General features: G+C 28.6%; 14 protein-coding genes and 1 pseudogene. All 15 read right to left on the reverse strand.

What is annotated here, in order from left to right; all coding sequences use genetic code 4:
• Nucleotides 1-155 precede the first annotated feature (155 nt).
• A pseudogene (gene rpmC, locus SGLAD_RS05570) lies at nt 156-539 on the reverse strand (50S ribosomal protein L29); the annotation flags it as partial.
• The gene (gene rplP / locus SGLAD_RS04800; protein ID WP_134298199.1) at nt 539-952 is read right to left on the reverse strand and encodes a 50S ribosomal protein L16; all 414 of its coding nucleotides are present in this window, start codon (nt 950-952) and stop codon (nt 539-541) included. The gene rplP and the pseudogene rpmC, both read right to left, overlap by 1 nt.
• Before the next feature lie 2 nt (nt 953-954).
• Complete coding sequence (rpsC, locus tag SGLAD_RS04805) at nt 955-1,674, reverse strand: 30S ribosomal protein S3 (protein ID WP_134298202.1); 720 nt, start codon at nt 1,672-1,674, stop codon at nt 955-957.
• 14 nt (nt 1,675-1,688) lie between these two features.
• A complete protein-coding gene (gene rplV, locus SGLAD_RS04810) occupies nt 1,689-2,024 on the reverse strand; it encodes a 50S ribosomal protein L22 (protein ID WP_134298205.1) in 336 nt (111 codons plus the stop codon).
• Nucleotides 2,025-2,052: 28 nt separating this feature from the next.
• Nucleotides 2,053-2,322: a 30S ribosomal protein S19 gene (rpsS, locus tag SGLAD_RS04815; protein WP_134298208.1), complete on the reverse strand. Its 270-nt coding sequence runs from the start codon at nt 2,320-2,322 to the stop codon at nt 2,053-2,055.
• Nucleotides 2,323-2,338: 16 nt separating this feature from the next.
• A complete protein-coding gene (gene rplB / locus SGLAD_RS04820; protein WP_134298211.1) occupies nt 2,339-3,181 on the reverse strand; it encodes a 50S ribosomal protein L2 in 843 nt (280 codons plus the stop codon).
• A 58-nt stretch (nt 3,182-3,239) separates the two neighbouring features.
• Nucleotides 3,240-3,524 carry a 50S ribosomal protein L23 gene (rplW, locus tag SGLAD_RS04825; RefSeq protein ID WP_134298214.1) on the reverse strand — a complete coding sequence of 95 codons (285 nt, stop codon included), beginning with the start codon at nt 3,522-3,524 and terminating at the stop codon, nt 3,240-3,242.
• Nucleotides 3,524-4,150 carry a 50S ribosomal protein L4 gene (rplD, locus tag SGLAD_RS04830; RefSeq protein WP_134298217.1) on the reverse strand — a complete coding sequence of 209 codons (627 nt, stop codon included), beginning with the start codon at nt 4,148-4,150 and terminating at the stop codon, nt 3,524-3,526. Before rplD ends, rplW begins: the two co-directional genes overlap by 1 nt.
• Before the next feature lie 16 nt (nt 4,151-4,166).
• Nucleotides 4,167-4,877, reverse strand: a complete 711-nt coding sequence (gene rplC, locus SGLAD_RS04835; protein WP_134298220.1) for a 50S ribosomal protein L3 — start codon at nt 4,875-4,877, stop codon at nt 4,167-4,169.
• Nucleotides 4,878-4,936: 59 nt separating this feature from the next.
• Nucleotides 4,937-5,245, reverse strand: a complete 309-nt coding sequence (gene rpsJ / locus SGLAD_RS04840; RefSeq protein WP_020834754.1) for a 30S ribosomal protein S10 — start codon at nt 5,243-5,245, stop codon at nt 4,937-4,939.
• A gap of 192 nt (nt 5,246-5,437) precedes the next feature.
• Complete coding sequence (locus SGLAD_RS04845) at nt 5,438-6,715, reverse strand: Vmc-like lipoprotein signal peptide domain-containing protein (RefSeq protein WP_134298222.1); 1,278 nt, start codon at nt 6,713-6,715, stop codon at nt 5,438-5,440.
• A gap of 38 nt (nt 6,716-6,753) precedes the next feature.
• Complete coding sequence (locus tag SGLAD_RS04850; RefSeq protein WP_134298225.1) at nt 6,754-7,452, reverse strand: hypothetical protein; 699 nt, start codon at nt 7,450-7,452, stop codon at nt 6,754-6,756.
• Between the two features lie 110 nt (nt 7,453-7,562).
• Nucleotides 7,563-8,873, reverse strand: coding sequence for a phosphatase PAP2 family protein (locus SGLAD_RS04855; RefSeq protein ID WP_134298228.1), 1,311 nt, complete (start codon nt 8,871-8,873; stop codon nt 7,563-7,565).
• A gap of 17 nt (nt 8,874-8,890) precedes the next feature.
• Nucleotides 8,891-11,563 carry an alanine--tRNA ligase gene (gene alaS, locus SGLAD_RS04860; protein ID WP_134298231.1) on the reverse strand — a complete coding sequence of 891 codons (2,673 nt, stop codon included), beginning with the start codon at nt 11,561-11,563 and terminating at the stop codon, nt 8,891-8,893.
• 97 nt (nt 11,564-11,660) lie between these two features.
• Nucleotides 11,661-13,640 (reverse strand): ABC transporter ATP-binding protein, encoded by a 1,980-nt coding sequence (locus SGLAD_RS04865; protein WP_134298234.1) that lies wholly within the window; start codon nt 13,638-13,640, stop codon nt 11,661-11,663.
• Between the last annotated feature and the right edge of the window lie 94 nt (nt 13,641-13,734).

A 13,734-nucleotide genomic window follows, 5' to 3' on the forward strand; every position in this document is an offset into this window, starting at 1 on the left:
GCTTTTACTTCTTTTGCTTTAGCTTTTACTTCTTTTACAGCAGCTTTAGCTTCTTCTACAACTTCTTTTGGAGCATCAACTGCTTTTGCTACAGGTTTTTTAGCTTCTACTTCAACAACTTTTGTTTCGTTGCTATCAATTTGATTGTCAGCTGTTGCTGCTGCCATAGCTGCTTCAATAGCATTTTCATCAATATTTCCAGCACCATATTGTTCATTTTGAAGTTTTTCAATCATTTCTCTTTGTTTTGCTCTTACAGCTTTACCTGCTTTTTCAGCATTGTCAACTGCTTTTGCATAATCTGGTTTAACAACGATTTTTTCAACTGCTTCTCCAGCTCTTTTTCTTTCAGCTAATAATGTTTCAATACGTGCAATGTTTTTTCTTAATACGTTAATTTTGTGAGTTTGTTCTAAACTTCCTACTGCTGCTTGAAATTTTAAAGCAAATAACTCAGCTCTATGATCTTCATTTTGTTTTATTAAATCTTCAACTGATTTTGCTCTTAATTCCATAACAAGGTCTAGTACTTTAGACATTATTCATCACCTCTCTTAACGATTTTGCATCGAACTGGCAATTTGTGCATTGCTAAACGTAAAGCTTCGCGAGCTACTTCTTCAGAAACTCCAGCGATTTCGAACATAAATTGTCCTTGTTTTACAACTGCTACTCAATCTTCAGGTGATCCTTTTCCAGAACCCATACGTACCTCTAAAGGTTTTTTAGTAACGGCCATGTGTGGGAAAATTCTAATTCAAACTTTTCCAAAACGTTTCATATAACGTGTCATTGCAATACGTGCAGCTTCAATTTGTCTTGTAGTAATTCAAGCTCCATCAAGTGACATTAATCCATATTCACCAAAGGCAATAAATTTACCACCTTTTGCTTTTCCTTCGTAACTCACTCTATGTGGACGACGGAATTTAACTCTTTTAGGCATTAACATAATTATCTAGTCCCCCTTACTGGTGGTTTTCTATCAAATTTTTTATCCGCAATAACTTTGTCATTATTAACATGTTGTCCTGGTTTTCCAAGAATTTCTCCATGATTGATTCAAACTTTGACTCCAATTTGTCCATAAGTTGTTCTTGCTTCATATAAAGCATAATCAATATCACTTCTTAAAGTTGATAATGGAACTGAACCTTCTAAATATCCTTCAGTTCTTGCCATTTCAACTCCACCAAGTCTTCCTGAAACACTAGTTTTAATTCCTTTTGCTCCAGCTTTTAATGCTTTTCTAATTGCTAGTTTTTGTACAGTTCTAAATGAAGCACGATTTGTAATTTGTTCTCCAATAAATTGAGCAACTAATCTTGCATCAACATCTGGATTTTTAATTTCTATTACATTTACTTTCACTGCTGCTTTTTTATCTTTAATTGTTTTTCTAACAGTTAAAATAATGTTTTCGATGTTTTTGTTTTCTTGACCTAGAACGATAGTTGGACGAGCAGTACGGATGATAAGAACAATTTCTTTTTGTGTTCTTTCGATTTCAACTTTAGAAACAGCTCCATTTTTTAATTGTTTTAAAACTGCTTTTCTAATTTTGATATCTTGATGTAATCATTTAACATATTCGCCTTTTTCTGCATATCATCTGTTATCTCATGTTCTGATGATACCAATACGCATTGCATTAGGTGATACTTTTTGTCCCATACTTCTATTCCTTCCTATCTTCCGTCACTTACAATAATAGTAATGTGACTTGTTCTTTTTAAAATTTCATATGCTCTTCCGTGAGCTCTTGGTCTAAAACGTTTTAATGTTGGTCCTTCGTTAACAAATATTGTTTTAACAAAAAGTTGGTCAGCTTCCATACCGTTGTTGTTAACTGCGTTAGCAACTGCTGAGTTTAATAATTTTAATACTGGTTCTGAAGATCTTTTATCTTGATTTTGTAATATTGCTACTGCTTCTGAGATTTTTTTTGTTCTGATTGAATCGGCTACTAGTCTAACTTTTCTTGGTGATATTCTAATCATTGATAATTTTGCTGTTGCTTCCATATTCTCTAATACTTCCTCTTAAAAAAAACTATCTTTTCTTTTTCTTGTCATCACCGTGTCCACCAAACTTACGTGTTGGTGAAAATTCTCCTAGTTTGTGGCCAACCATATCTTCAGTAACATAAACAGGAATAAATTCTTTACCGTTGTAAACTCCAAATGTGTGCCCTACAAATTGAGGAAAGATTGTTGATCTACGTGATCAAGTTTTAATATTTTCTTTTTTATCGCCCAACGCTTCAACTTTTTTTAATAAGTGATCATCTGCAAATGGACCTTTTTTAAGTGATCTAGACATATATTACTTTCCCTCCCTATTTACTTGCGTTTCTTCTTCTTACAATCAATTTGTTTGAAGCTTTTTTAGCATCACGAGTTTTTACACCAAGAGCTTTTTTACCTCATGGTGTTAATGGAGCTTTACGACCAATTGAAGCTCTTCCTTCTCCCCCTCCGTGAGGGTGATCAATTGGGTTCATAACCGAACCACGAACTGTTGGTCTAATTCCACGTCAACGATTTCTTCCTGCTTTTCCTCAGTTTACTAAGCTATATTCTTCATTTCCTACTTCTCCAATTGTTGCATAACAATTAGCAAGTATTTTTCTTACTTCTCCAGATCCAAGACGAACAATAACATATTTACCGTCATCTTCTTTTCCTAATATTTGAACTGAACTTCCTGCACTACGTGCGATTTGTCCTCCCTTACCTGGTTTTAATTCAACATTGTGAATTAAAGTTCCTTCTGGAATGTTTTTTAATGGTGCTGCATTACCGGTTTTGATATCTGCATGTTCACCAGCAATAATTTCTTGCCCTACTTTCATTCCTTTTGCAAATAATATGTAACGTTTTTCTCCGTCAATATAATTTACTAAACAAATGAATGCGTTTCTATTTGGATCATACTCAATAGTGGCAATTTTTCCTGAAATATCATATTTATTACGTTTAAAGTCAATAATACGATACTTTCTTTTGTGCCCCCCACCTTTGTGGCGAGTTGTAATTTGACCGTGATTATTTCTTCCACCTTTTTCATTAACTTTTGTAGTTAATGAAGCTTCAGGTTTTGAAGTAGTTAGAATACTATAATCTAAGCTTGTCATATTTCTGCGACCATTAGTCGTAGGCTTGTACTTCTTAATTGGCATAATTTTCTTCCTTTTCGCCTTTCTATAACTTATAATAATTTATACATTTTGTATTTTTCTATAAGTCTGATAAGATGTCTAATTTCTCTCCATCTTTTAATGTAATAATTGCTTTTTTATAGGCATTTGTTTTACCAACAAATCTTCCCATTCTTTTATCTTGTCCGTCATAGTTAGCAGTTCTTACTGATTTAACCTTAACTTGAAAGATTTCTTCAAAAGCTTTTTTGATTTGAACTTTATTAGCTCTTTTATCAACTACAAATGTGTATGCACCGTTTTGTTGTCCTGCATATGATTTTTCAGTTAATAAAGGTTTTTTAATAACTTCTGTTAAATGCATTATGCATACACCTCCTCGATACGTCCTACAGCATCTTCTGTAAGTACTAGTTTAGTTGCGTTTAATAAATCAAATATATTCATTTTTTGAAAATCCAAAGTTTTTACACCAGGAATGTTTCCTGCTGATTTGACAACTACTTCTTCGTGATCTTTTGTCACGATTAGTGTTTTTTGATTATCAATTTTTACATTTTTCATAACACTCAACATTTCTTTTGTTGATGGTTTTGAGAATGTGAATTTGTCTAAAATTACTAAGTTTTCTTCTTTAACTTTTAAACTTAAAGCACTTCTAATTGCAAGTTGTCTAACTTTTTTATTAACTGCTTTTTTATAGTTTATGTTTGGTGTTGGTCCGAATGCTATTCCTCCACCTCTTCATTGAGGTGCTCTAATTGAACCTTGACGTGCACGACCTGTACCTTTTTGTCTTCAAGGTTTACGTCCTCCACCTCTAACTTCTGCTCTAGTTTTTGTTTTTCTTGTTCCTTGTCTTAAAGCTGCTTGTTGCGAAACTACTGTATCAAATATTGCTTGTTGGTGTGGTTCAATCCCAAAGACTTTATCGCTTAAATCGATTTCTTTGATTGATGAACCTTTAACATCTAAAACTTGTGCTTTCATGTTAATTTACCTCCAATTATTCAGTTGGAGCAACTTCTTCACTAGAAGCTGCTTCTACTGTTTTACTATTTGCATTTCTCACAAGCAATTGCGCTGCAGTTGTTTCTTTAACACCCTTAGCATTTTCTCTAATTACAACAAAACCTTTTTTTGGTCCAGGAATTGAACCTTTAACTAGAACTAAATTTTTTTCACTATCAATTTTGATAATTTCTAAATTTTGAATTGTCACTTTTTCATGCCCCATGTGACCTGGCATTTTTTTTGATTTAAAGATTCTATTTATAATTGCACCCATTGATCCAACTCCACGGTGGTAACCTGAACCGTGACCCATTGGTCCTCTTGCGTAATTATGTCTTTTAATAGCTCCTGCAAATCCTTTTCCTTTTGAAACTCCTGTAACATCGACAAATTGACCAGCATTGAATACGTCTGTTACCTTGATTTCGGCACCCATTTCGTATCCGTTCATATCTCTGATTTCTTTAACGAAGCGCTTAGGTTCAGAATTTGCTTTTTTGAAAGCTCCCATTTCTGGTTTATTGATTAAGTTAGCTCTTTTATCAATAGTTCCTAGCTTTGTTGCAACATATCCGTCTTTTTCAACTGTTTTTACTTGTAAAACTTTGTTAGTTTCAACTTGAATAACAGTAACGGGAATAAGTGTTCCATGCTCACTAAAAACTTGTGTCATCTCTAACTTACGTCCTAAGATTCCTTTCATGTGATATTTCCTCCTGTGTTATTAATATAAAATGATAATCATGTATACTTTGTTAATTTCTATAATTTGATTTCGATGTTAACACCAGTTGGTAATTGAACTCTAGTTAATGAATCCATTGTTTTTGGTGTTGGTTCTACGATTTCAAGTATTCTTTTGTGTGTTCTCATTTCGAACTGCTCTCTACTGTCTTTGTATTTATGAGTAGCTCTTAATATTGTTATGATTTGTTTTTCTGTTGGTAATGGAATAGGTCCACGAACTTTAGCTCCAGTAGATTCAGCTGCTTCAATAATTTTAGCAATTGATTGATCAACAATAGCGTGATCGTAACCTTTTAATTTGATTTTGATTTTTTGTTGAGCCATATTGGTCTCCTCCTTACACATTGACAACCGATATTAGTGTGTTGTCTTATCTACACAAAATATACATGCCAAATTATTATTACACAAAGAATCAAACTTTGCAATAAATATTCAAAATCTTTTTAAAAGGTTAAAAAAATCACTATATTAATAGTGATTTTTGATTCATTTTAAAATATTATTATAGATTTATTACTTTTCGATTGTAGCACTAATTGTTAATTCTCCATCGCTTAAAATAAATTTTGAAGCAATCAGCGGAACCATTTGGTCATGAGAGTATAACTTATTTGATCCAGGTAGTATTACAACAGTATATTTATTATCTTTAAAGCTAACTCTTGTAAATTTAGTAAATTCATTAATATCAACTTTTGCTTTTAAATCAGCCTCTAATTTTTCATATATAGCTTTTTTAACTCCTATGTAGTTATTTTTATCACTTACATCTGTTGTTTTAGGTAAAACAAAACTATTTTTACCTTTTTTAACATAAGCTCTTGTATCTTCTGCAAATTTGATTGTAAATCCAACATTGCTTTCTTGGGCAAAGATACCATTTAAAACCGGTACACTTTTAACGTTAAAATTATTCATTGTTATATCACAATTAAATGCAATAGATGCTCCTGCGCTTACCATTACAGTAGCAAAAGCTTCTAATGCAGGATTTTTAGCTCCAATAGCTTCCATAATCAAAGCTGCAAAAGCAAACTTATTTTTACTAATTGTATCATCTGTTAATGTATCTTTTGCTTCTTTATTTATATAAATGTTATCGATATCCTTATTTGATAAAAGACCTGAAAATGATACATCTTTATTAAGAGATAATGTTGCGCTCCCTTTTGCATTTGAATTTTCTTTTGCTTTAATTGTAGCTAGCGCCCCAAGTCCTTGATTACCCATATTATCAACAGTAATATCAACATCGTTAGTTGTTAAACTAGTTCCATTCATTCCATTTAAAGAAAATAATACTGACTCTGCGTTTATTTTATAATCTAATTGTGGAACAGTTTCTTCGTCTGGATCTTTATCTTGACCTAATCATTCTGCATTAGTTCTATCATAAACTCCATCAACCATATACCCAGCTGGCATATTTTTATACTTTAAAGCACTTAAGTCTGTTTTTTCTCTAACAGAATAAGTATAAGTTACTTCAACATTTCCACTAAAACTTGTAGAGTCTGTTTTTGCTTTTAAAGTTGCTTTAGAAGTTGTTGGTGTACCTTCAAACACTATATCTGTTGAGCTTAGTCAATAATTTAAATTTTTTTCATTGATTGCTTTTACAATTTCATCAATAGTTGGCAAAGTACCAGATCCAGAAATTTTACCTAATTCTTTTACACTTAATTTACTTAAATCTGTTTTTTCATTTTTACACGCTACAACTGTTGAAGCAACAGCTCCAGTTAAAGATACCATTCCCATGGCAGCTAATAAACTAATTAATTTTTTCATTTTTCTTTTCTCCTATTGTCTTATAAGCTTGTAAAGGTTTATAAAACAATAGTTGGAGGAGTTGTTGCCTTTTTTTTGTTATTTAATTGAATTGAAAAATATTTTTTTATAATTGGTTCAAAATCTCTTTTTAAATGAAAAATGTAAAATTTAACATTTTGGTTAAATGTAAAATATATTTCTTCATATACTTCCACTAATTTGACATTTGAATCAAACAGATCATTTAAGTCAAATTCGATCAAAAATAATTCAATTTCTAGTTCTTCTCTAATTATTTTTCTTTTTTTAATTTCGTATTTATAAGTTATTAATAAAATATAAGCAATTAAAGTCAATAAGATAGAAAATGATGTAAAAAATATTAAAAATATTAAAAAATTATTATTTCAGTAACTTAAATTATTTTTTTGAACACCTATAAATATGCGATAAACTGCAATTGGTAAAAAAACTATTATAGTTTTTAAAAGTGAAGCTATTTTTTTAGACTTAATAAAGTTTTTAAGAATTTTTGTGTGTTTTGATTCAATATTTAAATTATCAATATATCTAGAATACTCAATAATTAGTGCAAATGAACTAAAAAATAAAAATAAAGCAAGTAAACCAAATGCAACTTTATCAAGAATTACATTGTAGTCAAAATTATTAGTAAATACATAAAAAAATGTATATCCAAAATATATGAATAAAGTAATTTTTAATATGTAACTAATTTTTAAAAGAATTTTCATAAACACTTCCTTTTTCTAATTATATTTAGTTTTTAAATTTTTTTTTGTTTTATAAACAAACTAAAAATATTTTTAATTTTATAAAAATTTTTTATAAAAAAATCTATCTTTTAATTGATAGATTTTTCAATATTGATATTGTATTTATTAATAATTTTTTCGATTTTTGCTTGTTTATTTTTACCATAATAGAATTTGCAAATTACAATATAACCATAAGTAGTATTTACATAAACTTTAAATCCGTTTTTTTGCTCTTTAATAAATCCTGAGAATTTTTCAAAATGTTTTGCATTTCATTTATTTTTTCAATATCTAACATGACGATTAACAAAGTAATTAGCTAAAGGTATAAAACTAAGTGCTATTATATTTGAAAATTCTAAATCACTAGCTCAATGGGTTCTTTGAAGAATTAATGACATTTGCATTGTTGGCAACAAGAAGCCGATTATCATATAAATGTAAAATATTTTATATCATTTTAAATTACGCTTTTTATTCGGACCAATAAAATAAAACATTATTGAAGTCATTCCACAAACTGAGGTTGTGTGACCTGATGGAAAATCTCTATTTCACCAGCCATTATTGTCTTTTTGATGGGCATTAAAATCAAACCAGTATTTAATGTTTCCAAAAAAATCGTTTGGTTTTCATCATGGAAAATAAGTTGCATTTTCTCTTCCATCAATTCCTGTTCCAAAATAGCCCGTTTCAGGAGTGTATGTTCAACCTTTTTCTTCTGTTTTTCTTAAAATTTCATCAAAATTAACTGAGTATGGGTATGGTCTACCAAAAAAAGTTTTACCAGCACCAACAACCATGTACATAAAAGCAATATAACTTATCCCTTTTAAAGAATCCATTCAATATTCGTTAGTTAATATATCTTTTCTTTTAGAAAGTTTAAATCTTAAAAAAATAAATCCAGCTAACATTACTCCTAGTTCTAAGATTTTTATAACTATTAGAGCGTACACTCTATAATTTAGGTCTGCAAGTGAATAAGGATCATTGCCTGGGCCAAACCCAAAATCTTTTTTAAAACCTTCAACTATTGATGTGTAAATTGTTATAATTCATATACATAAGCTTATTAAATAATAGATATAAACTAATCATTTATTATTTTTAACAAAGTTTTTCTTTGAGTAATTTATTTGATAGAAATATAAAGTTTCTCAAATAACTCCTAAAAATAAAAATAATAAACATAGTAAACTGTATGTTCCAAATTCTTCCATAAAAACTGTAAAAATTTTTACAGGAATATAATCAATTCCATCTTTAAAAAAATCATCGATTTCTTGGTCGTATACTCCAGATAACAAAAAAGTAACACACGAAATAGACGCTATAATAACTCCCGGTACAAATAAAAATTTATACTCTCTACTTTTTTTATTTATATCAAACATTACTTTATTCCCTTCTTTTAGTCTATTATCTTACCTTGTGCAAAAGCTTCATTACCTCCGCCTTTAACTTTAAAGTTTGTTGTATTTTTAAATATATTTATTGCACTATGAGTAGAAGTTATACTTTGTCCGACACTGACAATATAAACTTTAAACTCATTATTTATTAGTTTTAAAATTAAATTATTATGTTGATTTTGTAAATAATCAGATAAAGCTTTCATTTCTTTCATTTCTAAATCTTCAATATTTAAATCGATATAATTTATTCCTTCTTTTTGTTCAGGAATAATATCTTTATATTTTGATAGTTTTTTAGCAATTAAAATATCTTCAACAGATTTTTGATATAACTTAAATTTATTTTTTAAATCAGATACTTTTATTTTTAATATTGCTAAGTTTCGTTTTGTTACAGGCATACTTATTATTTCTTTAATAATATTTTCAATTTCTATATTTTCTACATGTTTTTTAAACTCATTAAATTTATCTATTGTTGGACGAATTTCTGCTTTTTGTTTTAAAAATTGTTCATTTAAAACTTTCGCCACTTCTTTATGGCTGGTTACTGCATGATATCTATAAACACCACTACCTTTTGAATCAATATTAGTGATAAGTAAATCTTCAATATCTTTTGTATTTTTTACGTGAGTACCACCACACAATTCACAAGAAAAAGAACCAAATTTTACTACTCTAACTTTTTCACCATACTTATCTGTAAAAATCGCTAACGCATCGTGCTCATTTAATGCTTGATCTAAAGTACAATAAATTATTTCTCCTGGAATTTGTTGTTTAATTGCTTTTTCTATTACTGTATGTATTTTATCCACTTCTTCTTGACTTGGTAAGCGATTGTAACTAATGTCAAGTCTTAAACCTTTTTCATTGTTATAACTACCAGATTGTAATGCTGATTTATCTAAAACTTCACGAATAGCAGACTGTAAAATATGTGTTCCTGAATGGTTTTTCATAGTGTAAAAACGTTTTTCACTATTTATTTTTGCAATAACATTTGTACCGACCTTAAGTGTCCCGTTAACCTGAACTTTATGGATATGTTGATTATTTGGACCAACTTGAACATCAAGAACATTGTGTTTATTATCAAACTCATCAACAAGAGTACCTATATCAGATGCTTGACCTCCTTTTTCGGCGTAAAAAGGAGTTTTTTCTAAAGTCAAAAATACAATGTTATTTGAAATTTCTTCAACTTGTTTGTCATCAATAAACATGAAATTAATAGTTGTTTTACAATCTTCTAATTCATAGCCTACAAATTCACTTTTTACATCAAGACTAGTTAAAATTACAGATTGTTTATTTCAAGCTTTGTCATTTTTTCTTGAACTTCTTGCTAGTTCTTTTGCTTGTTCTAGTAAATTGTTAAATCCTTCAACATCAACTTCAATGTTTTTGTCATTTGCAATTTCAACAGTTAATTCGACTGGATAACCAAATGATTCAAATAATAATAAAGCGTTTTTAGCACTAACAATTTTTTCTTTATTAATAATCATTTCTAGATGTTCATAGCCTTTTGATAATGTTTGTAAAAAACGTTTTTCTTCATTTTCAACAATAGCTTTAATTGTTAATATTTTTTCTTCAATATAAGGATAAAATTCTTTCATAACTTCAGCAACTATATCAACAAGTTGATACAGAAATGCATTATTAATGCCAAGTTTTCTCCCATAAACACTACTTCTTCTAATAAGTCTTCTAATTATATATCCTCTATCTTTATTTCCTGGAAATACCCCATCACTAATTGCAAAAACAACCGCTCTTATATGATCTGCAATTACTTTAAAAGCTGTATTTATTTTTGTTTGTTCAATAGTTTCGCAAAAATAATTTTCAATTGAGTATTTAAAATCACATAAAGTTTCAACTTTATTAATTATTGGTAAAAATAAATCTGTTTCGAAGTTAGTTGGTGTATCTTGAAAAATTGATACCAGTCTTTCAAAACCAGCACCTGTATCTATGTTTTTTCTCGGTAATTCTGTGTAATTATTATTACCGTCGTTATTAAATTGAGAAAAGACTATATTTCAAATTTCAATATAACGGTCATTTTCAATATCATCAACTAAAAGTTTAGTTCCTAAATTGTTAGGATCTCATTTCTGTCCTCTATCAAAAAAAATTTCTGTATTAGGACCACAAGGACCTTGACCAACATCTCAAAAGTTAGTTTTTCTAGTTCCTTTAAATATATGATCACTTGAAACACCTATTTGTTTTGTTCAAATATCATATGCATCTTTGTCTTCTTCAAAAACTGTTATATAAAGAAGATTTTTATCAATATCAAATCATTCTTTTGAAGTCAGCAATTCTCATGCAAACTCTATAGCCTCTTTTTTAAAGTAATCACCAATTGAAAAATTTCCTAGCATTTCAAACATAGTTTGGTGTCTCGCTGTGACCCCAACATTTTCAATGTCATTTGTTCTAATTGACTTTTGTGAATTAGTAAGTCTTGGAGAAGGAGGATTTAATCTTCCATCAAAATAAGGTTTTAAAGTTGCAACCCCAGAATTTATTCAAAGTAAGCTTGGATCTTCAACAGGAACTAAACTAACAGGTTCTAAAAAATAATGATTTTTAGATTTAAAAAAATCTAGTCACATTTTTCTAATATCATTTGCACTTAATCTTTTCATTATTATCTCCTTAGAATACAATAGTTTTATTTTAACATAATAAAACTATTACTTATTTTTATGTAGTCAAATTAAAAAAGCAATTTTAGTTGCTTTTTTAATTTGAAGTTTCATATAAAGTTTTAAACATACCATTAATTTTTATTAACTCTTGGAAAGTTCCTCTTTGTGATATACCAACTTTTGGGTCAAGGACAAATATTTCATCAAAGTCTTTAATTGTTGATAGTCTGTGAGCAATACTTATTGTTGTTCTTCCAATCATAAGTTTATCTAGTTCTTCTTGAATTTCTTTTTCAACAATATTATCTAAAGCACTTGTCGCTTCGTCTAAAATTAAAATTTTTGGATTTTTCAAAAAAGCTCTTGCTATAACTAGTCTTTGCTTTTGTCCTCCAGACAATTGAGAACCTCTTTCATATAGTACGGTTTCATATCCTTTTGGCATTGACATAATTAAACTATGTAGTTTTGCTTTTTTACATGCAGAAATTAAATCTTCCATTGTAAAATCTTCTAATCCATAAGATATATTTTCAATAATAGTTCCACTAAATATTTGTGGTTCTTGGTCAACATACCCTACATGTTTTAATCAACTTTTTAAATTTAGTTCGCTTAAATCAGTATTTCCATTTACCAAAATAGAACCATCAGTTGGGTCATAAAATCTTAGTAATAGTTTTGCAATAGTAGATTTACCACTACCAGAAGGTCCAACAAAAGCATACTTTTTATTTTTTCTCAATACAAGGTTTAAATTATTTATAATTATTTTTTCAGGATCATCTGGATAAGAAAAGGTAATATTGTTAAGAATTACATCTCCATTAATTGTCTCTATTTCTTTTTCTTTATTTACATCAATTTTTGGTACTATTGAAGTTATTTTATCAATAACATTAAAGCTGTTTTTTGCTCTATTAACACCTTCTAAAATTTCTTTTAACTGAAATAGTGGCGTAATTACAACAAAAATTCCGGCTGTAAATGTACTAAATATTGTTAGTAGTTTTGCAGTTTCACCAGTATAAATAAAACTTCCAAATACAATTGAAGCCATTGTAAAACTGCCAATTCCTCCAACTAACAATGCAGCAATAATTGTAGTTAAAGCTAAACTTAATTTTTTATCTAAATCCAGTTTTTTGGTTTCGTTTTTAAAATAATCTTGTTCTTCATTTCAAGTTGCAGCTGATTTTACCAATCTAATTGCTTGAATTCTTTCAGCCATTTTATTATTTAAATCCTTTTCTTTATTGCTAATTTTTTTTGTTGGTTTAGAAATTAAAAAAACAACAAGCAGAGAAATTAAAACAACAGCTACAAGTAATGAAAGTGTACACAAAGTAATTTTTCAATCGATAATTCCAAGTGTTACAGTAGCTCCAACAAAACTACCGATTATGTATAAAATAATAATTGGTGCAATTTTTAGCTGTTCTCCAATAAAACCAATATCCTTTACAACTAAAGATACTAATCCTTGTGTTTTGTTTTCATGAAAAAAGTTTAAATCCTGAGAAATTATTTTTGTAATTGTATCTCTTCTTAAATCGCTTTCTTTAGTTTGAGCAATTATCCCTGTAAAAAAGTAACTTAAATACATTGTTAAAACAATTAAACCAATATTACATATTAAAACAATTATTCAATCATTAAATGAAAATCCAAATCCAAATAAGTCCACATAAACTTTATGCGCTTTGTATAAGACATCATCATTTCCAAGTTTTTTTAATATTTTATTAACAAGTTCTTCGTTTTCTAATAACTTATCAACATCAAATCCTGCATTTGGTGTTTCTGTTAAATAACCTTGTTCTATTAAATCTTTAAAAATATCATGAAGTGATCCGTCTTTATTTGAAATCATATCAATTAAGTTTTGTGCTGTTAAAATTTTTACAATACTTTCTGCAATTTTAATATTTAGTACTGTAAATCCAATAACAGCAATTATAAAAATTAAAGCAAAAAAAGCAATAATCGGTTTTTGTTTGCACCCTTGCATAAATAAACCAGCAATTGTTTTTTGTTTTGGTTTTGTTTGTCATTGTCTTTTTTGAATAGCCATTTTTAATCCTTTCTTAATATTTCTTTATACTATAAAAATAACATAACTAAATGCAAAAATTTTTTCTTTGATTAAATAATTAAAAAATAATAGA

The sequence above is a fragment of the Spiroplasma gladiatoris genome (assembly GCF_004379335.1).
Classification (GTDB): domain Bacteria; phylum Bacillota_I; class Bacilli_A; order Mycoplasmatales; family Mycoplasmataceae; genus Spiroplasma_A; species Spiroplasma_A gladiatoris.